Origin of the sequence: Stenotrophomonas panacihumi (assembly GCF_001431645.1) — a bacterium.
Classification (GTDB): Bacteria; Pseudomonadota; Gammaproteobacteria; order Xanthomonadales; family Xanthomonadaceae; genus Stenotrophomonas_A; species Stenotrophomonas_A panacihumi.
Genome location: NZ_LLXU01000074.1, coordinates 128,179 through 153,142 on the forward strand (window position 1 = coordinate 128,179; position 24,964 = coordinate 153,142).

Annotated in this window: 25 protein-coding genes and 2 pseudogenes; 12 read left to right on the plus strand and 15 right to left on the minus strand. The window is 70.0% G+C overall.

The window, feature by feature from the left end; genetic code table 11:
- Positions 1-146: 146 nt before the first annotated feature.
- Together ARC20_RS08680 and ARC20_RS08685 are read right to left on the minus strand one after the other, a co-directional pair.
- Positions 147-398, minus strand: a complete 252-nt coding sequence (locus tag ARC20_RS08680; protein WP_057646383.1) for a hypothetical protein — start codon at positions 396-398, stop codon at positions 147-149.
- A gap of 4 nt (positions 399-402) precedes the next feature.
- The gene (locus ARC20_RS08685) at positions 403-852 is read right to left on the minus strand and encodes a hypothetical protein (RefSeq protein ID WP_057646384.1); all 450 of its coding nucleotides are present in this window, start codon (positions 850-852) and stop codon (positions 403-405) included.
- Positions 853-1,046: 194 nt separating this feature from the next.
- Here ARC20_RS08685 and ARC20_RS08690 point away from each other — a divergent pair, with 194 nt between their 5' ends.
- A complete protein-coding gene (locus ARC20_RS08690) occupies positions 1,047-1,616 on the plus strand; it encodes a DUF3016 domain-containing protein (RefSeq protein ID WP_057646385.1) in 570 nt (189 codons plus the stop codon).
- A 42-nt stretch (positions 1,617-1,658) separates the two neighbouring features.
- On the opposite strand, the gene alr is transcribed toward ARC20_RS08690, so the two are convergent.
- Complete coding sequence (gene alr, locus ARC20_RS08695) at positions 1,659-2,738, minus strand: alanine racemase (protein ID WP_057646386.1); 1,080 nt, start codon at positions 2,736-2,738, stop codon at positions 1,659-1,661.
- Entirely contained in the window at positions 2,717-4,024 is a 1,308-nt protein-coding gene (locus tag ARC20_RS08700; RefSeq protein ID WP_057646387.1) for a D-amino acid dehydrogenase, read from the minus strand. Before ARC20_RS08700 ends, alr begins: the two co-directional genes overlap by 22 nt.
- A gap of 147 nt (positions 4,025-4,171) precedes the next feature.
- Here ARC20_RS08700 and ARC20_RS08705 point away from each other — a divergent pair, with 147 nt between their 5' ends.
- Complete coding sequence (locus tag ARC20_RS08705; protein ID WP_057646388.1) at positions 4,172-4,651, plus strand: winged helix-turn-helix transcriptional regulator; 480 nt, start codon at positions 4,172-4,174, stop codon at positions 4,649-4,651.
- A gap of 66 nt (positions 4,652-4,717) precedes the next feature.
- Here the strand turns inward: ARC20_RS08705 and ARC20_RS08710 are convergent, their stop codons facing one another.
- The 3 genes from ARC20_RS08710 to ARC20_RS08720 all read right to left on the minus strand — a co-directional run bounded on the left by ARC20_RS08710 (position 4,718) and on the right by ARC20_RS08720 (position 5,983).
- Entirely contained in the window at positions 4,718-4,903 is a 186-nt protein-coding gene (locus tag ARC20_RS08710; protein ID WP_057646389.1) for a hypothetical protein, read from the minus strand.
- 183 nt (positions 4,904-5,086) lie between these two features.
- Entirely contained in the window at positions 5,087-5,512 is a 426-nt protein-coding gene (locus ARC20_RS08715) for a hypothetical protein (RefSeq protein ID WP_057646390.1), read from the minus strand.
- 3 nt (positions 5,513-5,515) lie between these two features.
- Positions 5,516-5,983, minus strand: a complete 468-nt coding sequence (locus ARC20_RS08720; RefSeq protein WP_237642541.1) for a DUF3224 domain-containing protein — start codon at positions 5,981-5,983, stop codon at positions 5,516-5,518.
- A gap of 83 nt (positions 5,984-6,066) precedes the next feature.
- On the opposite strand from ARC20_RS08720, the gene msrB reads away from it, so the two are divergent.
- The 4 genes and pseudogenes from msrB to motB all read left to right on the plus strand — a co-directional run.
- Positions 6,067-6,531 (plus strand): peptide-methionine (R)-S-oxide reductase MsrB, encoded by a 465-nt coding sequence (gene msrB / locus ARC20_RS08725; RefSeq protein WP_057646391.1) that lies wholly within the window; start codon positions 6,067-6,069, stop codon positions 6,529-6,531.
- 74 nt (positions 6,532-6,605) lie between these two features.
- Entirely contained in the window at positions 6,606-7,073 is a 468-nt protein-coding gene (locus tag ARC20_RS08730) for an MliC family protein (protein ID WP_057646392.1), read from the plus strand.
- Positions 7,074-7,170: 97 nt separating this feature from the next.
- The gene (motA, locus tag ARC20_RS08735) at positions 7,171-8,025 is read left to right on the plus strand and encodes a flagellar motor stator protein MotA (protein ID WP_057646393.1); all 855 of its coding nucleotides are present in this window, start codon (positions 7,171-7,173) and stop codon (positions 8,023-8,025) included.
- A gap of 13 nt (positions 8,026-8,038) precedes the next feature.
- Positions 8,039-9,058: pseudogene (gene motB, locus ARC20_RS08740) on the plus strand (flagellar motor protein MotB); the annotation flags it as partial.
- Positions 9,059-9,082: 24 nt separating this feature from the next.
- On the opposite strand, the gene ARC20_RS08745 reads toward motB, so the two are convergent.
- Entirely contained in the window at positions 9,083-11,128 is a 2,046-nt protein-coding gene (locus tag ARC20_RS08745) for a M56 family metallopeptidase (RefSeq protein WP_057646394.1), read from the minus strand.
- Position 11,129: 1 nt separating this feature from the next.
- Entirely contained in the window at positions 11,130-11,516 is a 387-nt protein-coding gene (locus ARC20_RS08750; RefSeq protein WP_057646395.1) for a BlaI/MecI/CopY family transcriptional regulator, read from the minus strand.
- 122 nt (positions 11,517-11,638) lie between these two features.
- Between ARC20_RS08750 and ARC20_RS08755 the strand changes: the two are divergent.
- Positions 11,639-12,091 (plus strand): annotated as a pseudogene (locus ARC20_RS08755) (hypothetical protein); the annotation flags it as partial.
- Between the two features lie 32 nt (positions 12,092-12,123).
- Entirely contained in the window at positions 12,124-12,408 is a 285-nt protein-coding gene (locus ARC20_RS08760; protein WP_057646396.1) for a DUF4031 domain-containing protein, read from the plus strand.
- 7 nt (positions 12,409-12,415) lie between these two features.
- On the opposite strand, the gene ARC20_RS08765 is transcribed toward ARC20_RS08760, so the two are convergent.
- Positions 12,416-12,961: a DUF6630 family protein gene (locus tag ARC20_RS08765; protein ID WP_057646397.1), complete on the minus strand. Its 546-nt coding sequence runs from the start codon at positions 12,959-12,961 to the stop codon at positions 12,416-12,418.
- A gap of 123 nt (positions 12,962-13,084) precedes the next feature.
- On the opposite strand from ARC20_RS08765, the gene ARC20_RS08770 reads away from it, so the two are divergent.
- Entirely contained in the window at positions 13,085-13,339 is a 255-nt protein-coding gene (locus ARC20_RS08770) for a DUF3297 family protein (protein WP_057646398.1), read from the plus strand.
- A 159-nt stretch (positions 13,340-13,498) separates the two neighbouring features.
- Here ARC20_RS08770 and ARC20_RS08775 read toward each other — a convergent pair whose 3' ends face one another.
- The 3 genes from ARC20_RS08775 to ARC20_RS08785 all read right to left on the minus strand — a co-directional run bounded on the left by ARC20_RS08775 (position 13,499) and on the right by ARC20_RS08785 (position 16,927).
- The gene (locus ARC20_RS08775; protein ID WP_057646399.1) at positions 13,499-14,260 is read right to left on the minus strand and encodes an ABC transporter permease; all 762 of its coding nucleotides are present in this window, start codon (positions 14,258-14,260) and stop codon (positions 13,499-13,501) included.
- Positions 14,257-15,192, minus strand: a complete 936-nt coding sequence (locus tag ARC20_RS08780; RefSeq protein ID WP_057646400.1) for an ABC transporter ATP-binding protein — start codon at positions 15,190-15,192, stop codon at positions 14,257-14,259. Before ARC20_RS08780 ends, ARC20_RS08775 begins: the two co-directional genes overlap by 4 nt.
- A 100-nt stretch (positions 15,193-15,292) precedes the next feature.
- Positions 15,293-16,927: a Na+/H+ antiporter gene (locus tag ARC20_RS08785; protein WP_057646401.1), complete on the minus strand. Its 1,635-nt coding sequence runs from the start codon at positions 16,925-16,927 to the stop codon at positions 15,293-15,295.
- 164 nt (positions 16,928-17,091) lie between these two features.
- Here ARC20_RS08785 and ARC20_RS08790 point away from each other — a divergent pair, with 164 nt between their 5' ends.
- Positions 17,092-17,478, plus strand: coding sequence for a YciI family protein (locus tag ARC20_RS08790; protein ID WP_057646402.1), 387 nt, complete (start codon positions 17,092-17,094; stop codon positions 17,476-17,478).
- A gap of 1 nt (position 17,479) precedes the next feature.
- Here the strand turns inward: ARC20_RS08790 and ARC20_RS08795 are convergent, their stop codons facing one another.
- The gene (locus ARC20_RS08795; RefSeq protein WP_057646403.1) at positions 17,480-18,292 is read right to left on the minus strand and encodes a DODA-type extradiol aromatic ring-opening family dioxygenase; all 813 of its coding nucleotides are present in this window, start codon (positions 18,290-18,292) and stop codon (positions 17,480-17,482) included.
- Positions 18,293-18,652: 360 nt separating this feature from the next.
- On the opposite strand from ARC20_RS08795, the gene ARC20_RS08800 reads away from it, so the two are divergent.
- On the plus strand, positions 18,653-19,648 hold the full coding sequence (locus ARC20_RS08800; protein WP_057646404.1) for an aldo/keto reductase: 996 nt from the start codon (positions 18,653-18,655) through the stop codon (positions 19,646-19,648).
- Positions 19,649-19,670: 22 nt separating this feature from the next.
- On the opposite strand, the gene ARC20_RS08805 is transcribed toward ARC20_RS08800, so the two are convergent.
- Complete coding sequence (locus ARC20_RS08805; RefSeq protein WP_081418103.1) at positions 19,671-22,649, minus strand: bifunctional diguanylate cyclase/phosphodiesterase; 2,979 nt, start codon at positions 22,647-22,649, stop codon at positions 19,671-19,673.
- 196 nt (positions 22,650-22,845) lie between these two features.
- Between ARC20_RS08805 and ARC20_RS08810 the strand changes: the two genes are divergently transcribed.
- Positions 22,846-24,951, plus strand: a complete 2,106-nt coding sequence (locus ARC20_RS08810; protein ID WP_057646405.1) for a M13 family metallopeptidase — start codon at positions 22,846-22,848, stop codon at positions 24,949-24,951.
- The last annotated feature ends 13 nt before the right edge of the window (positions 24,952-24,964 follow it).

Below are 24,964 nucleotides of genomic sequence, written 5' to 3' on the forward strand. Positions count from 1 at the left end.
CGACGGCAGAGCCGGCCTTGTTCAATCGATCGCCTGCTTGCATGGATCCCACCCGCGGGATGCGCCCGCGCCGCCTGCGCCGTCGCGCCTTCGCATAGAGTGGAAACCGGCGGCGGGCGCGTCAAGCGCGCCCCTGACAATTGCCCTCACCAACCCCACCACGCCAGGGCCACGATCAGCGCGCCCAACGCGGCGATCGCCCCGAGCACGCCGCGGAAGGCGTAGACCCCCTGGCGGGCCAACCGTGCATCCAGCCATTCCCGGGCATCGCTGCGCCAACCGGGGAACGGCTCGGCAAGGTCTTCGCGGGCGAGCAGCAGGCGCACGCGCGACACGCCCAACTGCTCGCACTGGCGCCAGCAGGCTTCGGACTGCAGTGGAATGGCCGGTTCGCGCATGGCCTCAGCCCCGGGTGTAGTGCGGCTGCGGCAGTTCGAGCTCGCGCTCGATGGCCATGCGCGCCAGGTGGGTGTAGTTGCTGCGCGGGCCCGAGCCGCGCCCCGTCAGCACGCCCTGGTAATCCAGCCCGCGCCAGACCCGGCCGGTCCATTCCACGCTGTCCTCGGCGATGACCAGCATCAACGAATAGCGGTACTGCTCGCCCCGGGAATTGGTGCAGGCGTAAACCGGAGGGAACTGCACCGCCACGTCGCTCTCCTGCCCCAGCGCCGCCAGGTCGCGGCGCAGGCGCTCGCGCACGCCATCGCCGGTGGGCTGCTCGCCCGACAGGTCGTAATCGCTCTGCAGGTCCACGAACGGCGCCGCGCCGGTCTGCGGGCTGTGACCGTGTTGCTTGGCCCAGTCGATGAACTGCAGGCGCAGGTCGTGGGCAGGCGGCTGGGTAGGCTTCATCAGGCCGGAATAAAGAGGGGGAATTGGCGGCGATTTTGCCGACCGTGGCGTGAAGCGCGCGCCGAAGCGTGGTGAACCGCGCGTGGATGCATGAACCGGGCGCAACACCTTGCGGCGCGGGGGTGCGCGGTCGTTGCCGGTCCCGTCGGCGCAGGCGCACACTCGACCCACGACACCGCCAAGAGCGCGCCGCCATGAAACGTACCCTCACCTGCGCCGCCATCCTGCTCACCTGCCTGCTCGGCCTGTCCGCGGCCGAGGCGCGCGTGCGCAACGTCACCGACCCCAACGCACCGCGCGCCCTGCCGGCCGACGGCCCGGTCTCGGTGCAATGGACCGACCCCAACCAGTTCACCGAGATCCGCTACAGCGGCAACCGCTTCCAGGCCCAGCAGGGCGACTGGGTGACCACGCTGGCCACCTACTTCCGCACCTCGGCCGCCAAGCAGCTGCCCGCCGGCGACAAGCTCGACATCACCATCACCGACATCAAGCGTGCCGGCGAGTACGAGCCGTGGCACGGCCCGCGCGGGCAGGACATCCGCGTGGTCAAGGACATCTATCCGCCCCGCATCCGCTTCAACTACGTGTGGACGGATGCCAACGGCCAGGTGGTGTCGCAGGGCGAGAAGCGGCTGATCGACGCGGGCTTCCTCACCAACAGCATCAACATTACCGACAGCGACCAGCTGCGCTACGAGAAGCGCATGATCGACGACTGGACGCGCAGCGAGTTCGACGGCAAGGCGACCGCGGGCCGCTGAGTTGCCGGGCCGGGCCGGGGCGGAGGCGCCCCGGCCGGCGGGTCACGCCTCGTCGAGGTACAGGCGCGGCACGCGCTTCACGCCGCACAGCATCTGGTAGGCGCTGACGTTGCAGCGCGCGGCCAGGGTCGAGGCATCGAGCGCATCGCCCCACAGCTGGACCTCGCTGCCCAACGTGGCGGCGGGATGGTCGCTCAGGTCGACGGTCAGCATGTCCATCGACACCCGCCCCGCCAGCGGGCACGCATGCCCGTCCACGATCACCGGCGTGCCGTTCGGCGCGAATTGCGGGTAGCCGTCGGCGTAACCCATGGCCACCACGCCGATCCGGGTGACCGGCCGCTCGGTGACGAAACGCGCGCCGTAGCCCACCGGTTCGTGCGGGCCCAGTTCGCGCACCGAGATGATCTTCGAGCGCAGCGACATGACCGGGCGCAGCTGGTCGGTGAACGTGTTGTGCGCCGGGAACGGATTGGCGCCGTAGAGCATCAGGCCCGGGCGCGCCCAGTCGCCGCGCAATGCCGGCCAGCCCAGCAAGCCCGGCGAATTGCACAGGCTGGTTTCTGCCTGCATGCCGCGGCTGGCCAGCGCGAAAGCGACGGCCTGTTCGTCGGTGCGGCTGTTGTCCAGCTCGTCGGCGCGCGCCAGGTGGGTCATCAACACGATGGAGGCGACCTGCGGCAGCCCGTGCAGGCGCAACCACGCGGCGCGGAAATCCTCCGGCGTCAGGCCCAGGCGGTGCATGCCGCTGTCCATCTTCAGCCACACGCGCAGCGGGCGCGGGCTCTTGAACGCGGCCAGCGCCTGCACCTGCCAGGGCGTGGCGACCACGGTCCACAGGTCGTGCTCGGCGATGAGCGAAAGTTCTTCGTTGTCGAAGAAGCCTTCCAGCAGCAGGATCGGCGCGCGGATGCCCGCCTGGCGCAGTTCCAGCGCCTCCTCGATGCAGGCCACGGCGAAGCCGTCGGCCTCCGGTTCCAGCGCCTGCGCGCAGCGCACCGCGCCGTGGCCGTAGGCGTCGGCCTTGATCACGGCCAGGGACTTGCCGCCGGCGATGCGGCGGGCGAGACGATAGTTGTGGCGCAGGGCGCCGAGGTCGATCAGGGCGTGGGCTGGGCGCACGCGGCAGCTCCGGTGGTGCGGGGCGCGGCGGCCTGGCGGTAGCGGAAGATGTCCAGGCCCTCGCGGCTGATCTGCGGCGCGCGGCCGCTCATCAGGTCGGCGAGGTAGCGGCCCGAGCCGCAGGCCATCGTCCAGCCGAGCGTGCCGTGCCCGGTGTTGAGGAAAAGATTCGAATACGGGCTGGCGCCGATCACCGGCGTGCCGTCCGGCGTGGCCGGGCGCAGGCCGGTCCAGAATTCGCCGCGGGCCAGGTCGCCGCCGCCGGGGTACAGGTCGCGCACGACCATCTCCAGCGTGGCGCGGCGCTGCGGGTTGAGCGACAGGTCGTAACCGGCCACTTCGGCCATGCCGCCGATGCGGATGCGGTCGTCGAAGCGGGTGATGGCGATCTTGTAGCTTTCGTCGAGGATGGTGGAGGTCGGCGCGCGTGCGGCGTCGACGATCGGCAGCGTCAGCGAGAAGCCCTTGAGCGGGTACACCGGCAAGTTCAGGCCGAGCGGGCGCGCCAGCAGCGGCGAATAGCTGCCCAGCGCCAACACGTAGCGGTCGGCCTTCTCCAGGCGGCCGTCGATGACCACGCCTTCGATGCAGCCACCGGTGCCCACCAGCTTCTCGATGTTCTGCTCGAAACGGAATTCGACGCCGGCCTCGGCGGCCATCTTCGCCAGGCGCTGGGTGAACAGGCGGCAGTCGCCGGTCTGGTCGTTGGGCAGGCGCAGCGCGCCGACCAGTTCCACGCCGGCATCGGCCAGCCCCGGTTCGACGGCGGCGATGCCGCGCGCATCGAGCACTTCATACGGCACGCCGTATTCGGCCAGCACCGCGATGTCCTGCGCGGCGGCGTCCAGCTGGGCCTGGGTGCGGAACAGCTGGGTGGTGCCCAGCCGGCGGCCTTCGAACTGGATGCCGGTCTCGGCCATCAGGGCGTCCAGGCAGTCGCGGCTGTATTCGGACATGCGCACCATGCGCGCCTTGTTGATGGCGTAACGCTCGGCGGTGCAGTTGTGCAGCATCCGCGCCAGCCAGGCGTACTGGTGCAGGTCCAGCGTCGGGCGGATGGACAGCGGCGCGTGCTGTTCGAACAGCCACTTCACCGCCTTCAGCGGCACGCCCGGCGCGGCCCACGGCGAGGTGTAGCCGAAGGACAGCTGGCCGGCGTTGGCGTAGCTGGTCTCCAGCGCCGGCGCCGGCTGGCGGTCCACGACGGTGACCTGGAACCCGGCCTGCGCCAGATACCAGGCACTGGTCGTGCCGATCACTCCACTGCCCAGCACCAGTACCCGCATGTTCGCCTCGTTCCGGTCATTTCCCTGCCGCGGAGGCGGCAGGCAGCCAATCCGGCGCATTGTATGCGCGGACCTTCAGGGCATTCTCCCGTTTGATCTATCCTGCCCAGTGAAATTCACCAGACTTTCCACCCGAGACCAGCGCCCATGGCCACCCGCAGCCGCGAACTCGACAAGATCGACCGCAAGATCCTGCGCATCCTCCAGCAGGAGGGGCGCATTTCCTTCACCGAACTGGGCGAGCGGGTGGGGCTGTCGACCACGCCGTGTACCGAGCGGGTGCGCCGGCTCGAGCGCGAGGGCGCGATCACCGGCTACTACGCGCGGCTGGACCCGCAGTACCTCAAGGCCAGCCTGCTGGTGTTCGTGGAGATCAGCCTGGCCTACAAGTCCGGCGACATCTTCGAGGAATTCCGCCGCGCCGCGCTGAAGCTGCCCAACGTGCTGGAGTGCCACCTGGTCTCGGGCGACTTCGATTACCTGATCAAGGCGCGCATCAACGAGATGGCGTCCTACCGCAAGCTGCTCGGCAGCACGCTGTTGACGCTGCCGCACGTGCGCGAATCGAAGAGCTACATCGTGATGGAAGAGGTCAAGGAGACGCTCGCGCTGCCGATCCCGGATTGATCCGTGCCGCCAGACGCAGAACGGCGCGCCAAGGGCGCGCCGCGTGTCCTGTGTCAGCGAGGGGAATCAGCGCTGCTGGTCTTTCTGGGATCCGCGCTGCTGGTCCTGCTTCTGGTCCTGCTTGCCGCTCTGCTGGTCCTTGTCCCACTGCTGCTGCCCCTGCTGACCCGGCTGGCGGCCGTGCTGGTCCTGCTGCATACCACCCTGCTGACCCTGCTGACCGCGCTGGTTCTGCTGATTCTGGTTACCCATGACTGCACTCTCTATTGGTTGGGGATGCACCGCATTCGATGTGTCTGTGGCGCACGTACAAGGTCGCGCCGAAGCGGTTAATCACGCGAGAAATGCGGGTGATTCCGGGCTTGATCGAGCTGACTGCGCGGCAACGGATTGAACGGTTCATGCGTCGGCACGACGCGTGACCGGTTCAGGCGCTCACGGTTTGATGCGCTGTCCGTCGCCCATCGGCACGGTGTCGTAGTAGCGGCCGGTGCGCGTATCGCGCACGCGGTTGGGGCCGGCCTGCTCCATGCCAGGGAGTTCGCGGCCGTTGCGGTCGTACACCTTGGCCGACTCGGCGCCGATGCGGCGCGCGCCGTCATCTTCCTTGCGCGGCGTGCGTGGCGCGGGCGCCTGGATGGGCGGTGCCTGTTCGCGTTGGCCCAGGCTGGTGGGCATCGACGGCGGCGGTGATACCGGGCGCGGCGTATCCACCTGTCGCGGCGGAGGCGGTGGCGGCGGTGACACGACGCGGGTGGTCGAGCGCGTCTGCGTCGGGTCGACGACCTGCGCGGCCGCCGGCAGGCTGGCGGCCAGGCACAACAGCGAAATCGCCACGACCAGCGGCTTCTTCTTCGGCATGCGTTACTCCGCGGGCAGGGTGTAGTCGAAGTCGTAGTAGTGCGCGCCGCCCTCGATGCGGATCTTCATCTCGCCGCGCAGCCCGGCCAGCGCACCGGTACCCGAATCCGGCACGACACTGATCGCCATGTCCTGCGCGCCTCGATCCATCAAACCGCGGTGCACCAGCACGAAGCCACCCTGGCGCCCGTCGAGCGTGCCTTCCACGGTTTCGATGGCGACATACGCCGCCGAGCCTTCCTGCGCGGTGCGCGCGGCCAGCATCTCGCCACGCGAGGTCGCGCTCAGCGGCCCGCTGAAGGTCTTGTCCAGCGACATCCGGCCCAGCCCCGCATCCTCGCGGGCGGGCTGTGGCTGCAATTTCACTTCGAAACTTCCGGTGGCGTGATGCATGACGGGGATCTCCTCGCGGGCGAAGGCCGGTGCCGCCAGCAGGGCGGACAGGCAGACCCACCACGACAACCTGGACATGGCGGTTTCCTTGAACACGGCCGATGTGCCCACACTACCACCGCAGACCCGGCGCTCCCGCCGCTCCCCTGGAACGCATCGCCATGCATGACTTCGACCTCACGCCGCCCTCCCCCGCGCAGCGCGACGCGCTGATCGCCGGCCTGACCGGTGAAGAAAAGCGCGTGCTGCTGCAGCACGGCACCGAGGCGCCGTTCTGCGGCGTGTTCCTCGACAACAAGCTCGAAGGCGTCTACACCTGCCGCCTGTGCGGGTTGCCGCTGTTCCGCTCCAGCGCCAAGTTCGATTCCGGCACCGGCTGGCCGAGCTTCTTCGCCCCGTTCGATCCGGCGCACGTCCACGAAATCCGCGACACCAGCCACGGCATGATCCGCACCGAGATCACCTGCGCCCGCTGCGGCAGCCATCTCGGCCACGTGTTCCCGGACGGCCCGCCGCCGACCGGCGAACGCCATTGCCTCAACTCGGTCTCGCTGGGCTTCACCGAGGAAGGGCAGCCGCTGCCAAACCCGCTGCACCGCGAAGGCGCCGAGGCCGGCACGGCCTGAAGCGGCGCCACGTTCACGGCCGCGCACCGCGTGCGCGGCTAGCCTGCATCGGTATCCCCCACCTGGAGACGCCGGTGCGTATCCGCCTCGTCGACATCCCCGCCATCCTGCCGGCGCTCCTGCCGCTGGGCCTGTCCCTGCTCGTGCTGGCCGGCTGCCACCCTTCCGGCCGCGACGCCGACGCCAGCGCCTCGGCCTCCGCGCCCATGGCCGAACCGCTGCCGGCGCCGCCCACTGGCCACGACCCGGGCGCGGCGGGCGCCGCCCAGCCCCGCACGCCGGTCGCCGACAACGCGCACATCACCGTGGCCTGGAACTGTGACGGCAAGCCGGTCACCGCCGACTACAACAACACCCGCCACGATGTCCGCCTGCAGATCGGTCCCGAGCTGCTGACCCTGCCCGGCGCCCCGTCCGGCTCCGGCGCCCGCTATGCCGACGCGGCCGGCAACGAATTCTGGGAACACCAGGGCGAATCGACACTTACGCTGGCAGGCGGCAAGGCACAGGCCTGCACGAAGGCGACCGCCGCGGGCGGCTGAGGCGGTTCAGCGGCCGGGCAAGCCCGGCCGTCAGTTGGGCCTTCAGAAATCGGCCGGGGGGCCGAAAACTGTGATATCCGTCCGCCCCCCTGCCGCTATGCTCATCATCGTAGGTCTCATCATCGTCGTCCTCAGCGTGTTGGGCGGCTACGTCGGCGCGCACGGCAAGCTGGCCGCCCTGTGGCAGCCGTTCGAGCTGGTCATCATCGGCGGCGCGGCGCTCGGCGCCTTCCTGGTCGGCACCCCGGCCAAGACCGTCAAGGCCACGCTGGCCGCGGTGCCGGCGGTGTTCAAGGGCCCCAAGTACAAGAACCAGGACTACCTGGACGTGCTGAGCCTGATCTACGAGCTGCTCAACAAGGCGCGGCGCGAAGGCTTCATGGCGCTGGAAGACCATGTCGAGCGCCCGCAGGAAAGCGCGCTGTTCGCCAACTATCCCAAGGTGCTGTCCGACCACCACCTGATCGACTTCATCACCGACTGCCTGCGCCTGATGATCGGCAGCAACATCGAGCCGCACGAGCTCGAGCCGCTGCTGGAACTGGAGCTGGAGAAGCACCACCACGAAGTGATGGCCCCGGCGCACGCGCTGACCAAGGTCGCCGACGGCCTGCCGGGCTTCGGCATCGTCGCCGCGGTGCTGGGCATCGTCATCACCATGGGCGCCATCGGCGGCGACATCGCCGAGGTCGGCGCGCACGTCGCCGGCGCGCTGGTCGGCACCTTCCTGGGCATCCTGCTGGCCTACGGCTTCATCGGCCCGATCGCCGCGGCCGTGGAAGCGCGCGCCGAACAGGACGCGCGCATCTACGAGTCGGTCAAGACCGCCCTGCTGGCCTGCCTGCGCGGCTACAACCCGAAGATTGCCCTCGAGTTCGCCCGCAAGACCTTGCCGTCGAACGTGCGCCCGGGCTTCTCCGAGTTCGAGGCCCACCTGAAGAGCATCAAGTAAGGGACGCGCGGCCATGCCGGAGAAATCCACCGTCATCATGCGACGGGTGAAGAAGGTCCAGGCCGCCGGCCACCATGGCGGTGCCTGGAAGGTGGCCTATGCCGACTTCGTCACCGCGATGATGGCCTTCTTCCTGGTGATGTGGCTCGTCGGCGCGACCACGACCAAGCAGCGCGAAGCGGTGTCGGAATATTTCCGCAACCCCAGCCCGCTGGAAGGCAAGAGCCCTGCGCCGGCGCCCGGCATGAACGGGCCCGGTGGCGCGAGCACGTCGATGATCAAGCTCGGCGGCACGATGGAAATCCCCAAGGGCCAGGGGCCGGATCCGTTCAACAAGAAGGCCGCCGGCCCGACGGACGAAGAACGCAAGGCGCAGGAGAAGGCGCAGCTCGAATCGCTGATGCAGGAGCTGACCGAAGCCATCGGCAAGAGCCAGGCGCTGGAACCGTTCAAGGACCAGCTGCTGCTGGACCTCACGCCCGACGGCCTGCGCATCCAGATCGTGGACAAGCAGAACCGGCCGATGTTCGACATGGGCAGCGCGCGACTGAAGGACTACACCGGCGGCATCCTTCACGAGCTGGCGCAGTTCATCAACCAGGTGCCGAACCACATCAGCATCACCGGCCACACCGACATCACCGCGTACACCAACACGCGCGGCTACGGGAACTGGGAGCTGAGCGCGGACCGCGCCAATGCCGCGCGCCGGGCGTTGATCGAAGGCGGCATGACCGAGGACAAGGTGAGCCGCGTGGTCGGCCTGGCGTCCTCGGTGCTGTTCGACAAGACCCAGCCGGAGAACCCGATCAACCGCCGCATCAGCATCGTGGTGATGACCCACGATGCCGAGGAAGCACTGCTGGGCGAAGGCGCGCCGCTGGCCGTGGGCCCGGTGCTGCCCGATGCCGATACCCGCATGCCGGATGCGCCCGGCACCGGCGCCGCGCCGGCAGCCGTGCCTGAACCCTCGGCGCCGGCGGTATCCGCCGTGCCGGGCGCGGGCAGCAACCCGCAGGCCACCGCGCCGGCACAGCACTGAACCTGCGCGGCGGCCTTAGAGCCGCTGCGCCTTGCCGCTGGCGATCGCCTCGCGCGCCAGCTTGTCGCCCTTCTCGCGCAGCTGCGCCAGCGCCACTTCCTGCTGCTTGCCCAGCTCGCCCTGCTGCTTGCCGAGCACGCCCTGGCGGCTCCCCAGCGCGGCTTGCTCGGCGGCCAGCGCCTGCATCTGCCGCGACAACGCCTGCTGCTCGCGTTCGGCCGCCTGCTGGCGCTCGGGCGAGAGCGGCTTGCCCGATAGCGCCGCGTTGCTCTGCTCCAGCGCCAGCTGCGCGATGCGGGCCGACATCACGCCCTGCCTGGCGCCCAGCGCACCCTGGCGGGCGCCAAGCTGGCCCTGCTCGCGACCCAGTGCGCCCTGCTGCTCACCGAGCGCGCTCTGCTGCGCGCTGAGCGCGGCCAGCGGCTTGTAGGCATCGCGCAGCTGCGCCAGCGTGGCCGCATCGCGCACGACATAGCGCTGGTTGCCCTCGCGCAGCCACCACAGGGCTTCGCCGCGCTGCTGCTGCGCACGCGCCGCGCGCAGGTCGTCCGGCGTGCCGAAGGCGTGCACGTGGTCGCCTTCCATCAGCACCCACGCGTTACGCGCCTCGCCCTGGTCCATGAAGGTGAAGGTGCCGCGCATGGGCGCCGGCGAAGGCGGGGCCGGCGGCGCAGCCGGGGCCATCGGCGCGGCGGGGGCAGCGGGAAGCGGCGGCACGGCCACGGCCGGTGCGCGCGGCACCGGCGGCGCCTTCGGGACGACGATCGCGGGCGGGGCCGGCGGTGCAGGCGGGGCCGGCGGCACGGGCAGCACATCGCCCATGCCCGGCGTGCCGGCCACGGCCACGCGCGGCGAGGTCACCGACACGCTGCGCACGACCGGCGCGGCCGCCACCACGGGCTGCGCCTGCGCGGCGGGCACTGGCTTGACCACGGGATTCGGCGCCGGCTTGGCGACGGGCTTGGCGGCCGGTTGCGCGGACGCCGCCTGGTTGGCGCGTTCGGCCGGATCGACATCGTCCGGCGCTGCGGCGACCACGCGGCAGGGCAACACGCCGATCGCGGCGACCGCGGCGACCAGCACGAAGGCGCTGGCGCGCCAGGGAGCGGAACGGGACTGCAGCATGGTGAGTCTCCTCTTGAGCAGGACGAAGCTCGGCGACGCCGCGCCGACCACCGCCACCGCGCGCGGGGCCACGCCGAACTGCAACAGCAGCCGGCCGTAGTCCTGCGGTGCATGGCGATCGTCGACGAGTACCGCCGCGTCGCAGGCGGCCTCGCGGGCCAACCCGTATTCGCGGGCGGCCAGGTGGGCCACCGGATGGAAGAAGAACAGGTGCTGCGCCAAGGCCGGCACCCATCCCCAGAACAGATCGCGGCGCTGCCAGTGCACCAGCTCGTGGTGCAGCGCCATCTCGATGGCGGCCGGCGTCATGCGCGGCAGCAGCTGCGCCGGCATCAGCAACGCAGGCGTCCACAGGCCGGCCAGCTGCGGGGAGTCCAGCCCCTCGCTCAGGCGCAGCACCGGCGCGCGACGCAGCCCGAGCCGCGTGGTGAGTTCGCGGTACTGCGCCGCCAGCGCGGGCGGCAGCTCATCCGTGCTGGCGCGCAGGCGGGCGCGGGTGACGCGCAGGTCGGCCAGGCTGCGCATCGACATCGCCAGCACGCCGGCCAGCCATGCGAAACAGAGCGCCCACGCCATCCACATCGGCGCGCGGCCGGTGACCGGCGCGGCGGCGGCGGGCACGGATGCCAAAGCCACGTCGGGCAACGCCACCGCGGCCGGCGCAACATCCGCCGTCAGCGTCACCGGCGGCGCCATCGCGGCGACCGGCGCGGACTGCGGGGCAGGCAGCAGTGCCAGCTGAAGCGGGCTCGGCCAGCACAGCCCGATCACCAGCTGCAGCGACACCAGCCACCACAGCCAGCAGCGCGCATTGGCGCCCAGCCGCGGCAGCCAGCGGCACAGCGCCCAGACCAGCGCGGTCAGCGGCAGCGATTGCAGCGTGGCCCAGGCCAGCCGCCCCAACCCCGCCTGCATCAGATCGACGAGGGCGTCCATGTCAGCGCTCCTGCCGGCGCGACTGCAGCGAGGTCACCAGGGCCTCCAGCTCGGCGAGCTCGTCGTCGCTGACGTCGCGGCGCTCGGACATCCACGCCACGAACGGCGAGACCGACCCCTGCAGGGTCTTCTCCACGAACTGCCCGACCGCCGAGCGCACCACCTCGTCCGGCGCGGCGGCGCTGGCGTAGCGGTAGACGCCCCCGGCCTGCCGGCGCCGCAGGTAGCCCTTGCCGCGCAGGCGTTCGAGCATGGTCAGCACGGTGGAGCGGGCCAGCCCGCGCGGCTCGCCGAACGCGCTGGCCACCTCGCTGGCCGAGGCATCGCCTTCGCCGGCGACGAACTGCAGCAGCGCCAGTTCCTGGTCGCCGATGGTCTTCTGGGACATGGCCAAACTCCGTGTCTACGTTTGTAGACACGCTAGTCCTGTCGACAGCTGTAGTCAAGCGTGACCAAAGGCCTCCCCCTGCTCGCCGTAGAATGGCGATCCATTCGAACCGAGTTCCGCCGATGTCCCGCAATTCCAAGGCCAAGCGCGACCAGCGCAAGAAGCGCCAGCCCAAGCGTCCGTTCCTTCGCCTCAACCGCGACCAGCAGGTGGTCAACCACGCGGTGATGATCGACGAGGAGCAGCGCGTGGTGGCGGCGATCGGCCAGCAGGACGGCGGCGAGTGGCTGCTGTCCATCGGCGGCCAGACCATGGGCAATGCCGACAACCCGGTGCCGATGCTGGCCATGCTCAAGCACCTGGCCGGCCTGCAGGAGAAGGAAGGCAAGAAGGTCGAGGTGCAGTACTCCGAGCAGCTGCAGCAGATGATCGACGACCTCGCCGCCGACGAGGGCAAGACCTCCGAGGAGTACCTGGCGATGCTGGTGTCCGAGTTCGAGGACACCGGCGCGGCCGAGGACGAGGAAGAAGGCGAGAACGCCGATGCCCCGGCGGCCGCGGAAGGCGAAGACGCCCCGCCGGCGTCCAAGGACGCCTGAGCGCGCCGGTGGCGGTCTACATCGACGATGCCGTCCAGCTATGGCGCGACCAGCGCTGGGCGCACCTGATGGCCGACACGCTGACGGAACTGCACGAGATGGCGGCGCGGCTGGGCATTCCCCGCCGCGCCTTCCAGAACAAGCTCAGCGGCGCGCACTACGACGTGCCCGCGCCGCTGCGCGAGCAGGCCATCGCCTACGGCGCGCGGCCGATTTCGCGGCACACCGACCGCGAACTGCTGAAGGCGGTGATCGCCAACGCCCGCGCGCAGGCGCGCGGCGAGCAGGCTTGAGCCCGGCTTAAAACGGATCGCTTGCGGGGCGAACTTCCACGCCCAGCAGCGAACACAGCGCCAGCATCGCCTCGTCGTCGCGGCTCAGCGCCACCCAGCCGGCATGGCCATCGCCGCCGGTGTTCCAGGTCCACAGCGAATAGCCGTGCTCGCGCAGGCCGTCGTAGGCCACGCCCATCAGCGTCGGCACGTCCACCGCGTCGGCGAAATCCTCGTCGTCCAGGTCGCCGCCCCAGTCGATGCGCAGGTTCCAGCGCCCGGCCAGTTCATCCAGCGCGGTCACCAGCGCCTCGACGTCGTCGGCGGCCACGTGGAAGCCGGACGTCCAGTCGATCGCCTCGGCCAACACCTCGAACCAGCGCTCGCTTTCCGGATCGTCGGCCTCCTCGGCCATCGTCTCGCGCCAGTCGTCGAACTGCCGCAGCGCGGTTTCCTCGTCGCCGGGGTTGATCAGCACCAGCAGGTTCCAGATCCGCGCGGCGTGGCCGTCGACGTCGTCGAAATCGGAAATGAGGCCTTCTTCGTCTTCGTAATCGGCGCTGTTGTCGGGCATGGCGGCGGGTGCGGTAGGGGAGGCGGGAAAGTCTGCGCGCGAAGGCGGCATCCGGCAATCGCCGGATCACCCCGCCGGTGAACCCGGCTATCCTATCGCGCTCATTCCCGCGAGTTTTTCCCCATGTCCGATACCCCGCCCGACCACCTCGCCGTCGATCCCCGCAGCCCGTTCCACGACGAAGCCGTGCTGGCGCGTGGCGTCGGCGTGCGCTTCAACGGCATCGAGCGCGACAACGTCGAGGAATACTCGGTGAGCGAAGGCTGGATCAAGGTGCAGGTCGGCAAGTCGCGCGACCGCCGCGGCAACCCGATGACGATGAAGGTCAAGGGCACGGTGGAACCGTACTGGCTGAACCTCAACGCCAAGGCAGAGTAAGCCAACATACCCGCCCCAACCCCACGCCCAGCCTCTGGAGGAAAGCCCCCCTTCTGTTAAGGGGGGCGCGGCGACAGCCGCGGGGGATAGGCAAGGCGGGAGTGGGGCCCGAGGTTTGCTGCGCAAACCTTGGGGACGTAGTCCGCTGCGCGGACTACGTCACGACTTCAGGCGATACCCGCTGCGGAAAATCAGCCACACCACCAGCAGGCAGGCGCCCAGGAACACCAGCGTCATGCCGGTGCTCACCGCGATGTGCACGTCGGCCTTGTCGTAGAACGCCCAGCGGAAGCCGCTGATCAAATAGACCACCGGGTTGAACAGGGTGATCTTCTGCCACACCGGCGGCAGCATCGAGATCGAATAGAAACTGCCGCCGAGGAAGGTCAACGGCGTGACCACCATCAGCGGGATCACCTGCAGCTTCTCGAAGCCGTCGGCCCACACCCCGATGATGAAACCGAACAGGCTGAAGGTCAGCGCGGTCAGCACCAGGAAGCCCAGCATCCACAGCGGATGGGCGATCTCGTAGGGCACGAACACCCGCGCGGTGGCCAGGATCAGCAGGCCGAGCATCACCGACTTGGTCGCCGCCGCGCCCACGTAGCCGATGACGATTTCCAGCCACGACACCGGCGCGGACAGCACCTCGTAGATCGTGCCGGACCAGCGCGGCATGTAGATGCCGAACGAGGCGTTGGAGATGCTCTCGTTCAACAGCGAGAGCATGATCAGGCCCGGGATGATGAAGGCGCCGTAGCTGACCCCGTCGATGGGCCCCATGTGCGAGCCGATGGCCGCGCCGAACACCACGAAGTACAGCGTGGTCGACAGCACCGGCGAGGCGATGGACTGGGTCAGCGTGCGGAAGGTGCGCGCCATCTCGAAGCGGTAGATCGCGCGGATCGCATGGAGGTTCATGGGCGGGCCTCCGCATCGTGCACCAGGCTGACGAAGATGTCCTCCAGCGAGCTCTCGCTCGAATGCAGGTCCTTGAAGTCGATGCCGTGCTCGTTGAGCCGGCGCAACAGCGGGGCGATGCCGGTGTCGTCGGCCTGCGCGTCGAAGGTATAGACCAGCTGGTGGCCATCGCCTGCCAGTTCCAGCGGCAGGCCGGCCAGCGTTTCGGGGATGGCGGCCAGCGGCGCCTGCAGGGTCAGCGTGAGCTGCTTCTTGCCGAGCTTGCGCATCAGCGTGTGCTTGTCCTCCACCAGCACCAGCTCGCCGCGGGTGATCACGCCCACGCGGTCGGCCATTTCCTCGGCCTCCTCGATGTAATGCGTGGTGAGGATGATCGTGGTGCCCTGCTCGCGCAGGCGCCGCACCATCTGCCACATGTCGTGGCGCAGCTCCACGTCCACGCCGGCGGTGGGCTCGTCCAGGAACAGCACCTTCGGCTCGTGCACCAGCGCCTTGGCGATCAACACGCGGCGCTTCATGCCGCCGGAGAGCGTGGAGATCTTGTTGTGGCGCTTGTCCCACAGCGAGAGGTCGCGCAGCACCCGTTCGAGCAATGCGTCATCGGGCGCCTTGCCGAACAGCCCGCGGCTGAAGCGCAGCGTCGCCCACACGCTCTCGAACGCGTCGGTGGACAGTTCCTGCGGCACCAGGCCGATCAGCGTGCGCGCGGCGCGGTAGTCGGCGAGGATGTCGTGGCCGTCCACGCGCACCTGCCCGGCGCTGGGGTTGACCAGCCCGCAGACGATGCTGATCAGCGTGGTCTTGCCGGCGCCGTTGGGACCGAGCAGGGCGAAGATTTCGCCGCGGCGGATGTCCAGGTCCACGCCGCGCAGGGCCTGGAAGCCGCCGGCGTAGGTCTTGTTGAGTCCCTGGATGGAAACGATGGGATCCACGAAGTGTCCATGGGGAGGGCGATGGCCGCACAGCGTAGTGCCCCGGCCCACGGGTTTGAAGGCCCGTGGGCGGGAGAAACCATCCCAGCCGGACGCTGGCCTAGCGCTGGCGCGATTCGATCAAGTCCAGGTTGCGCACCAGCCGGCGCGAGAGTTCATCGGAAATCTGCCCGCGCCGCGCCAGCTTGAACAGCTCGTTGCGCTCGGCGCTCAGGCCGGCGCCGCGCATCTTGCGCAGCACCTGCTCGTACGCCTTGGCCTGCTCGGGGTCGGTCTCGGCGGCGTCGCCATCGCCCACCTTGCGCTGGTACAGCTGGCTCACCCGCTCGGCGGCGCGGTTGTAGTAATCCGCGTCGGCCTCGTTCACCACGCCCTGGCGGCGCAGTTGCTCCACCGCTTCCAGCGCGGCCTTCGCCGACGCGGTGCGCGCGAGGTCTTCCTGCTGCTGTTCGCTGGACTCCTCCGGGAACTCCAGCCCCTTCAACAACCGTGGCAGCACCAGGCTGCCCACCAGCAGCGACACCAGGATCACCGCCGCGGCCAGGAAGATGGTGAGCTGGCGTACCGGGAACGGCGTGCCGTCGGGCAGCAGCAGCGGAATGGTGAGCACGCCGGCCAGGGTGATCGCGCCGCGCACGCCGGCCAGCGAGGTCGCCACCACGATGCGCCACGGCGGGCTCGCACGCTGCTCACCGCGGCGATGCGCGGTGAACAGGCTCCAGCGCAGCGAGATCCACACCCACGCCAGCCGCAGCAGCGCCAGCGTGGCGTTGATCGCCAGCACATAGGCCACCAGCCACCACGGGTTGACGTGCCCGGCCTCGCGCACGCTGTGCACGGCGCCATCGAGGATGCCCGGCAGCTGTTCGCCCAGCAGCACGAACACGATGCCGTTGAGGGTGAACTGCACGGTGTCCCACACCGCGCCGCGCTGCACGCGCAGCGCGCCGGGCGCGTTGCCGCTGAGCTCCACGTAGCTCATGGTGATGCCCGCCGCGACCGCGGCCAGGATGCCCGAGGCCTGGATGGCCTCGGCCGCCAGGTAGGCGGCGAACGGGGTGAGCAGGTTGACCAGGATCGCCGAGCCCGGCTCCTCGCCGAAATGGCGCCAGATCCAGCCCTGCGCGCGGCTCAGCGCGAAGGTCGCCAGCACGCCGCAGGCCACGCCGGCCAGCGCCACCCACAGGAATGTCGCCGAGGCGGAGGCCAGCGAGAACGCGCCGGTCATCACCGCGGCGATGGCGAACTGGAAGCACACCAGGCCCGAGGCATCGTTGAGCAGCGACTCGCCTTCCAGGATGTGCATCAGCCGCTTGGGGATCGGCACCTTCGCCGAAATGGACGACAGCGCCACCGGGTCGGTGGGCGAGATCACCGCCGCCAGCGCGAACGCCACGGCCATCGGCATCGCCGGGATCATCCAGTGGATCAGCAGGCCCGCGCCGACCACGGTGAACACCACCAGGCCCAGCGCCAGTTCCAGGATCACGCCCTTGTCGCGGAACAGGCCCTGCTTGGGGATGCGCCAACCGTCCAGGAACAGCAGCGGCGGCAGGAACAGCAGGAAGAACAGCTCGGGCTCCAGCTCGTGGCCGCGGTCGAACACGCCGGAGATCACCGCGCCCAGCGCGATCTGCACCAGCGGCAACGGCAGCGAAAACGGGAGCAGGCGTACCAGGTAGCCGCTGGCCGCCACGGCCAGCAGCATCGCCAGGACGACGTCGATCGAATGCATGACGGATCCAGGGGGAGGGGCCACCGGCGGGCGGTGGCGAGACAACCATGGCGCCGATGACACGGCGCCCCTCCCCGAACCTTAACCGGCCAGCGCCGCGGAGAAAACCGCCCGGCGTGCCGGGCCGGCTACACTCGCGCCCTGATCCGAAGGGAGCGCGGCCCATGCAGTACCTGCTGTTGATCTATACCGACGACACGCTGCTGCAGGCGCTCCCCGAGGGCGAGGCCGACAGCATGATGCGACACTGCTTCGCCGGCGCCGACGAAATGAAGGCGCAGGGCCAGCTGATCCAGTCGCAGCAACTGGAAGGCCCGGAGCAGGCGCGCAGCGTGCGCATCCGCGACGGCCGGCTGAGCGTCAGCGACGGCCCCTTCGCCGAAACCCGCGAGATGCTCGGCGGCTTCAACCTCATCGAAGCCGACAGCCTGGAAGAGGCGATCGAAATCGCCAGCCAATTCCCGTGGGCCAGCGCGGGCTGCGTGGAAGTGCGGCCGATCCGCGACATGGACGCGGTGCGGCGCCGCGTCGGCGCCCCGCCCGCGCCCTGACTCAGGCGGCCTGGCGCTGCGTGGCGGCGCCGTCGAAGCGGTAGATGTCCATCGCCAGGAAACCCATGTCGATGCCGGCATCGATGCGCTGCGCGCCCAGTTCCTCGCCCCCGGCCGCGCCCGCCGCCACGAACAGCGGCAGCAGGTGTTCGTCGGTGGGATGCGCGCGCTCGGCGTGCGGCGCCTGCCGGCGGTAGTCGAGCAGCGCGGGGATGTCGCTGGCGCGCAGGCGCGCCTCCGTCCACTCGATGAAGGGCTTCACGTACGGCGCCTCGCGCCCTTCGCCATAGCCGCCGCGGAAATCGTGCAGGTTGTGGGTGATGCTGCCCGAGCCGATCACCAGCACGCCCTGTTCGCGCAGCGGCGCCAGCGCCCGTCCCACCGCGAACGCATGCGCCGGCCCCAGCCGTGGCTGGATCGACACCGGCACCACCGGGATATCGGCCTGCGGATAGAGGAAGCGCAGCGGCACCCACACGCCGTGGTCGAGCCCACGCGCGGGATCCTGCAACGCCGGCAGCCCGGCGTCGTCGAGCAATTGCTGGATTTCCCCGGCCAGTGCCGGATCACCCGGCGCCGGGTACTGCAGCGTGTACAGCTCGGGTGGGAAGCCGCCAAAGTCATGGACCGTCTCCGGCTGCGCCGCGGCGCCCACGAGCGGGCGTGTCGCCAGCCAATGCGCGGTGGCCACCACGATCGCGCGCGGGCGCGGCAGCGCCTGCCCGATCTCGGCCAGGCGTGGCCCGACCCGCCCCGGTGCCAGGGCGGTCATGGGCGACCCATGCGAAACATAGAGCGACGGCAACGTGGCCATGGTGGTCTCCAACAAGGAAAGCCTAGGCTAGCGCGCCATAAGTGCAACGAAAGCCCACCCCGGTCGAAGGTTCGTTCCATCAAAGCAACGATCAGCGCCACGATGGATCCGGTCGCGACGATCGCGCGCGGCCCCTGGGCCCAAGCCCCTTTCGGGACCGTAGGCGACATGGATGTCGCCTACGAGCCTCCATGGATGGATTCACGGCGTGTCCCGAAAGGGGCTTGGGCCCAGGGGCCGCGCGCGATCGCCGGAACGAAGCGTCGCACCGATGGGCAGCCCACGGTGACGCCCACGCAACTTCCGATCCCCGATGCTGTCAGTCCAGAACCAATAGCCCCCACCCCCACGGAGTTCCTGATGCAAACCCGCACGCTCGGCCGCCAAGGCCCCGTCGTTTCCGCCCTCGGCCTGGGCTGCATGGGCATGAGTGCCTTCTACGGCGGCGGCCGCGACGATGCCGAATCGATCGCCGTGATCCACCGCGCCCTGGACCTGGGCGTCGACCTGCTCGACACCGCCGACATCTACGGCCCGCATACCAATGAAGTGCTCGTAGGCCGCGCCATCGCCGACCGCCGCCAGCGCGTGTTCCTCGCCACCAAGTTCGGCATCCGCCTGGACCCGGGCAACCCCGCCGCGCGCGGCGCCGATGGCCGCCCCGAATACGTCATCGCCTCGTGCGAAGCCAGCCTCAAGCGCCTGGGCGTGGAGCACATCGACCTCTACTACCAGCACCGCGTCGACCCGAACGTTCCCATCGAAGACACCGTCGGCGCCATGTCGCGCCTGGTCGAACAGGGCAAGGTGCGCTTCCTCGGCCTCTCGGAAGCCGCCGCCGGCACCATCCGCCGCGCCCACGCCGTGCACCCGATCACCGCCGTGCAGACCGAATACTCCCTGTGGACCCGCGACCCGGAGAGCAACGACGTGCTGGCCACCACGCGCGAACTGGGCATCGGCTTCGTGCCCTACTCCCCGCTGGGCCGCGGCTTCCTCACCGGCGCCATCCGCTCGCCGGAAGACTTCGACGCCGACGACTACCGCCGCCGCTCCCCGCGCTTCCTCGGCGACAACTTCGCCCGCAACCTCGCCCTCGTCGACAAGGTGCGCGCGATGGCCGCCGCCAAGGGCGTCACCGCCAGCCAGCTCGCCCTGGCCTGGGTGCTCGCGCAGGGCGACGACCTCGTGCCGATCCCCGGCACCAAGCGCATCGCCTTCCTCGAAGAAAACCTCGGCGCGCTCGACGTGCACCTCACGCCCGACGAACTGGACCAGATCGACGCCGTGTTCCCGCCCGATGCCGCCGCCGGCGCGCGTTACCCCGACGCCCCGATGGCCCTCGTCAACGGCTGACGCGCACTGCCCGCGCGCCGGCTCAGCCCGGCGCGTGGCGCAGGCGTTCGATCACCTGCTCCAGCGGCGCCGGCCGCCCCAGCAGCCAGCCCTGCACCTGGTCGCAGCCGTTGGCCGCCAGCCATTGCAGCTGCGCCTCGTCCTCCACGCCCTCGGCGATCACCTTCAGCCCGAGGTTGTGCCCCAACGTGATCAGCGCGCGGCAGATCGAGGCATTGCGCTCCTCGCGCTCCACGTCGGTGACGAACGATCGATCGATCTTCAGCGAATCCAGCGGCATGTGCTGCAGGTAGGACATGCTGGAGAAACCGGTACCGAAGTCGTCCAGCGAGATGCACACGCCCTGCGCGTGCAGGCCATGCATCGCCTTGAGCGCCCGCAGCGGCTGGCGCATCAGGCTGCTCTCGGTCAGCTCCACATGCAGGCCGCCGCGCGCCACGCCGTGCTCTTCGCAGGCCGCGGCCACGTCGGCGGCCAGGTCGCTGTGGTGGAACTGCAGGGCCGACACGTTCACCGCGATCGGCAAATCACGCCAACCGTGGTCGGCCAGGCGGCGCTGCGCACGCGCCGCCTCGCGCAGCGCCCAGCGCCCCAGCGGCAGGATCAGCCCGGTGTCCTCGCACAGTTGGATGAACTCGCCCGGCAGGATCCAGCCGCCGTCCGCCGCCCGCCAGCGCAGCAGCGCCTCCAGCGCCACTGGCGCGCGCGTGATGCAGTTCGAGATCGGCTGGAAATGCAGCTCGAACTCGCGCCGGTCGATCGCCTGGTGCAGGCGGCCCGCCAAACGCAGCCGCTCGCTCAGGCGCATCTCGATGCCGGCATGGAAGCGCACCACCGGCTCGCTTTCCTCGCGCGCGGCGTGCGCCGCCTGCGCGGCCTTGGCGATGACCTCCTCGGCATGCGCCCCGTTGTCCGGATGGCTGGCCACGCCGATGCGCAGGTCGAGCTGGTGGAACGAATCGCGGCCCTGCACCGGCTCGGACAGGCTCGCCACCAGCACCTCGATCACCGTATCGAGCGCATGCTGGCCGGAAATGGCGAACACGAAGTCTTCCGCCGGCTGGAACGCCAGCCAGCCATAGCGGTCGGCCAGCGACTTCAGCCGCTGCTTGAGGTTGCGCAACACCGCCTCGCCGGTCTCGCGCCCGAGCGTGTCGCCGATCAGCTGCAAGCCGCGCAGCTCGACATGGGCCACGTGGTAGCGCGACTCGCCCAGCTCGCGGTCCAGCCATTCGCCCAGCGCGCGCACCGTCAGCAGGCCGGTGGCGGCATCGTGGCTGGCGCGATACGCCAGCTCGCGCTGGTAGGCCATGTGGTCGCTGACGTTCTCGGCCAGCGCCAGGCGCGCGCGGATGCCGGCGATTTCCAGCTGCGAGGTGTGCACGCGCACGTCGATCAGGCTGCCGTTGCGGCGGCGGTGCACGTGCAGCAGCGGCACCACGCTCTCGCCGGCCGGCGGCAGGGCCGGCGCGTGCAGGCGGTCCTGCAGCGCCGGCTCGATGTCGGCCAGGTGCATGCGCAGGAATTCCTCGCGGCTGTAGCCGTATTCGCGCACCGCGGCCGGGTTCACTTCCAGGAACATGCCGGTCTGCGCATCGAACAGCCAGCAGGGCAGCGGGCTGAGTTCGAAGATCAGGCGGAACTGCCGTTGCGCGTCCAGCGCCAGCGACTGGATTTCCACCCGCTCGCTGATGTCCACCACCGTGCCGGTCATGCGCCGGCTTGGATGGCCGTCGGGCACCAGCGCGCCGCGCACCGACACCCAGCGCTCGCCGAGTTCCGGCAGCACCAGGCGGAAGGTCATGTCCAGCGTCTCCTCGCCGCGCCACGCGCGGGCGAACGCGCGCGCGAGGCGGCGGCGGTCGTGCGCGTGCACATGGCGCAGCAACTCGCTGACGGTCAGGCCCGGCAGGTCGGATTCGAAAATCTCCGCCGCCTGCGGCGACCACAGCAGTTGTTCGCCGTCCGGCGCGACCGACCACGTCCCGATGCCGCCGGCCTGATGGGCCAGGCGCAGCTCCTCGTCGCCGGCGCGCAGGTCGGCCTGCAGGCGCGATTGCCGGCGCTCGGCGCGGCGCAGGCTGCGCAGCAGGTAGGCATAGCCGGCCAGGTAGCACACGTATACGCCGAGCGAGAGCGCGAACAACGTCCACCACGGCGCCAGCACCTCGCGCTTATCCAGGCCGGCGTACACGCGGATCGGATACGGCGGCGAGGTGCCGGCGGCGGCGATGCGCCGCGTGCCATCGAGCACGCTGACGTGATCGCCGACCGGCACGATGCGCGTTTCGTGGCGGAAGCTGCCTGGCGGCATCCGCACCGGCGCCTGCCCGGTGGCGTGGGGCGGCTCGGAACTGCGCGCCAGCACGATGCCCTCGACATCGGTCATCGACACCACGCCGCGCCGGCCCACGTCCAGGTCGGCGACCAGCCGCTGCAGCTCGCTGCGGCGCAGGCGGGTCAGCACCCAGCGGTCGTCGCCCATGTCCACCGCCAGGCGCAGCAGCCATTCGCCGTCGGGACCGCGCTCGGGCGCGCCGATGTACAGCACGCTGCCTTCGCCGCGCCGCGCCGGCACGGTCCACTGCGCCAGCGTGGGGTCGCCGCGGCCGTCGGTGAGCGCTTCGCCGGCATCGTCCACCACCACGATGCTCTCGATCTCCGCATGCCGGCTCACCACGCCGCGCATGGATTCGCTCAGCAGGTCCGGGGCCTGGTCGGGCACGCGGCCGAACAACTCATGCGCATCCCCGGCGATGCCCTGCATCGCGCGCTCCAGGTTGCGCAGCTCCACGGCCATCAGCCGCTGCGTGCCGGTGGCCAGCGCCATCGCCTGGCGCTGCGCCGCCTCGCTTCGCGCGTGCCAGTCATGCACCAGCACCAACGCCAGGCCCACGCCGAGCAGCACGCCCAGCACGATGCCGGCCAAGGTCACGCGACGCAGATGTGGCAGTTCCGGCGGTGCCGGAAGCACGGAGGGGGCGACGAGGGGCGGCGGCATTACGTGTCGTTCGTCTCCGGTTTCATTCCGCTCATCGGCGGCTCGGCGGGGTTCTTGAACGTCGTCGTCCACCACACTGAACCGCATGGGGCGCGCGGAAGGTGAAATCGACCTATTCAGGTGGGTAGCGGTACCTGCCCGCGGGCTGCCGGCCTACACTCCAACGTTTCCGTCCGTCGCACCGTCGAGCCGCTCCATGCCACAGCTGCACCGCTCCACCCTGCTTCTCGCCCTGTTGTCCGCCCTGCCCCTGGCCGCCTGCCAGCGCAACGCGCCCGCCGAATCCGCCACGGCCGCCACCGCGCCGGCCCCCAGCACCAAACCCCAACTGGGGGCCTTCGGCTTCGATGCCGCCGGCATGGACCGCCAGGTCGCCGCCGGGGACGACTTCTTCAGCTTCGCCAACGGCAGCTGGGTGAAGACCACCGAGATTCCCGCCGACCGCGCCAGCTACAACAGCTTCACCCGCATCGTCGTCGATACCGAGCAGCACACCCGCGATATCATCGAAGGGGCCTCGGCCAACGACCGCGCCAGCGGCGAAGAGAAGAAGATCGGCGACTACTACGCCGCCTTCATGGACGAGGCCGGCATCGAAGCCAAGGGCGTGGCGCCGGTGCAGCCGGAACTGGACGCCATCGCGCAGATCGCCGACAAGCAGGCGCTGGCACGTGAACTCGGCGGCGAACTGCGGGCCGACGTCGACCTGCTCAACGCCACCGATTTCTACACCGACCGCCTGTTCGGCCTGTGGGTCACCGCCGACCTGATGCAGCCCGAACGCTACGCGCCGTACCTGGTGCAGGGCGGCCTGGGCATGCCCGAGCGCAGCTTCTACCTGGAAGGCGGCCGCATGGCGCAGCTGCGCGATGCCTACAAGGCGCACATCGCCAAGGTGCTGGAACTGGCCGGCCAGCCGGACCCGCAGGGCCAGGCCACGCGCATCCTCGCGCTGGAAACCGCCATTGCCCGCGTGCACGCCACGCAGGAACAGACCAACGACGTGAAGGCCGGCGCCAACGCGTGGAAGCAGGCCGACTTCGCCGCCAAGGCGCCGGGCCTGGACTGGAACGCGTTCTTCGACGCCGCCGGCCTGGGCGCGCAGCAGGACTTCATCGTCTGGCAGCCGCAGGCAGTCGCCGGCACCGCCGCGCTGATCGCCTCGCAGCCGCTGGAGACGTGGAAGGAATACCTGGCGTTCCGCACGCTGGATCGCGCCTCGCCGTACCTGTCCAAGGCCTTCGCCGACGAGCGCTTCGCCTTCTACGGTGCCACGCTGGACGGCACCCCGCAGCAGCGCGAGCGCTGGAAGCGCGGCATCGACGCCACCAACGACGCGCTCGGCGAGGCGGTGGGCAAGCGCTACGTCGAGAAGTACGTCAGCACCGAAACCAAGGAACGCGCCGAGGCGATGGTGCACAACATCATCGACGCCTTCAGCCGCCGCATCGACAAGGTCGAGTGGATGAGCGCGCAGACCAAGGCGCATGCCAAGGCGAAGATCGCCGGCCTCACCGTGGCCGTGGGCTACCCGGACAAGTGGCGCGACTACAGCGCGCTGGACGTGCGCCGCGACGACGCGCTGGGCAACGTCGAGCGCGCCGAGCTGTTCGAGTACAAGCGCAACCTGGCCAAGCTGGGCAAGCCGGTGGACCACGGCGAGTGGTACATGCTGCCGCAGACGGTCAACGCGCTGAACGTGCCGCTGGAGAACCGCCTGATCTTCCCGGCGGCGATCCTGCAGCCGCCGTTCTTCGACCCGGCCGCGGACGATGCGGTGAACTACGGTGCGATCGGCGCGGTGATCGGCCACGAGATCAGCCACAGCTTCGACAACACCGGGGCGCTGTTCGACGAGCACGGCGCGCTGCACGACTGGTGGACGGCCGAAGACCTGAAGAAGTTCGAGGCCGCCGGCAACGCCCTGGCCGCGCAGTTCAGCGCCTACAAGCCGTTCGACGACCTGGCGGTGAACGGCAAGCTCACCCTGGGCGAGAACATCGCCGACGTCGCCGGCCTGGCGACCGCGCATGACGCCTACGTGCTCTCGCAGCAGGGCAAGCCGGCGCAGGCGCTGGAAGGCTTCACGCCGGACCAGCGCTTCTTCCTCGGCTTCGCGCAGGCATGGCGCGGCAAGTACCGTGATGCCGCGCTGCGCAATGCCGTGCTGACCGACGTGCATGCGCCCGGACGCTTCCGCGCGCAGACCGTGCGCAACCTGGATGCGTGGTATCCGGCGTTCGAGGTGAAGCCGGACCAGCAGCTGTACCTGGCGCCGGAGCAGCGGGTGAAGATCTGGTAAGCGCTTGACGCTT

Excerpts from the sequence above, each read along its gene's own strand:
- ARC20_RS08680 (WP_057646383.1), bottom strand. The coding sequence starts at position 398 with ATGCGCGAACCGGCCATTCCACTGCAGTCCGAAGCCTGCTGGCGCCAG.
- ARC20_RS08685 (WP_057646384.1), bottom strand. The coding sequence starts at position 852 with ATGAAGCCTACCCAGCCGCCTGCCCACGACCTGCGCCTGCAGTTCATC.
- ARC20_RS08690 (WP_057646385.1), top strand. The coding sequence starts at position 1,047 with ATGAAACGTACCCTCACCTGCGCCGCCATCCTGCTCACCTGCCTGCTC.
- ARC20_RS08700 (WP_057646387.1), bottom strand. The coding sequence starts at position 4,024 with ATGCGGGTACTGGTGCTGGGCAGTGGAGTGATCGGCACGACCAGTGCC.
- ARC20_RS08705 (WP_057646388.1), top strand. The coding sequence starts at position 4,172 with ATGGCCACCCGCAGCCGCGAACTCGACAAGATCGACCGCAAGATCCTG.
- ARC20_RS08710 (WP_057646389.1), bottom strand. The coding sequence starts at position 4,903 with ATGGGTAACCAGAATCAGCAGAACCAGCGCGGTCAGCAGGGTCAGCAG.
- ARC20_RS08715 (WP_057646390.1), bottom strand. The coding sequence starts at position 5,512 with ATGCCGAAGAAGAAGCCGCTGGTCGTGGCGATTTCGCTGTTGTGCCTG.
- ARC20_RS08720 (WP_237642541.1), bottom strand. The coding sequence starts at position 5,983 with ATGTCCAGGTTGTCGTGGTGGGTCTGCCTGTCCGCCCTGCTGGCGGCA.
- msrB (WP_057646391.1), top strand. The coding sequence starts at position 6,067 with ATGCATGACTTCGACCTCACGCCGCCCTCCCCCGCGCAGCGCGACGCG.
- motA (WP_057646393.1), top strand. The coding sequence starts at position 7,171 with ATGCTCATCATCGTAGGTCTCATCATCGTCGTCCTCAGCGTGTTGGGC.
- ARC20_RS08745 (WP_057646394.1), bottom strand. The coding sequence starts at position 11,128 with ATGGACGCCCTCGTCGATCTGATGCAGGCGGGGTTGGGGCGGCTGGCC.
- ARC20_RS08750 (WP_057646395.1), bottom strand. The coding sequence starts at position 11,516 with ATGTCCCAGAAGACCATCGGCGACCAGGAACTGGCGCTGCTGCAGTTC.
- ARC20_RS08765 (WP_057646397.1), bottom strand. The coding sequence starts at position 12,961 with ATGCCCGACAACAGCGCCGATTACGAAGACGAAGAAGGCCTCATTTCC.
- ARC20_RS08770 (WP_057646398.1), top strand. The coding sequence starts at position 13,085 with ATGTCCGATACCCCGCCCGACCACCTCGCCGTCGATCCCCGCAGCCCG.
- ARC20_RS08775 (WP_057646399.1), bottom strand. The coding sequence starts at position 14,260 with ATGAACCTCCATGCGATCCGCGCGATCTACCGCTTCGAGATGGCGCGC.
- ARC20_RS08785 (WP_057646401.1), bottom strand. The coding sequence starts at position 16,927 with ATGCATTCGATCGACGTCGTCCTGGCGATGCTGCTGGCCGTGGCGGCC.
- ARC20_RS08790 (WP_057646402.1), top strand. The coding sequence starts at position 17,092 with ATGCAGTACCTGCTGTTGATCTATACCGACGACACGCTGCTGCAGGCG.
- ARC20_RS08795 (WP_057646403.1), bottom strand. The coding sequence starts at position 18,292 with ATGGCCACGTTGCCGTCGCTCTATGTTTCGCATGGGTCGCCCATGACC.
- ARC20_RS08800 (WP_057646404.1), top strand. The coding sequence starts at position 18,653 with ATGCAAACCCGCACGCTCGGCCGCCAAGGCCCCGTCGTTTCCGCCCTC.
- ARC20_RS08805 (WP_081418103.1), bottom strand. The coding sequence starts at position 22,649 with ATGCCGCCGCCCCTCGTCGCCCCCTCCGTGCTTCCGGCACCGCCGGAA.
- ARC20_RS08810 (WP_057646405.1), top strand. The coding sequence starts at position 22,846 with ATGCCACAGCTGCACCGCTCCACCCTGCTTCTCGCCCTGTTGTCCGCC.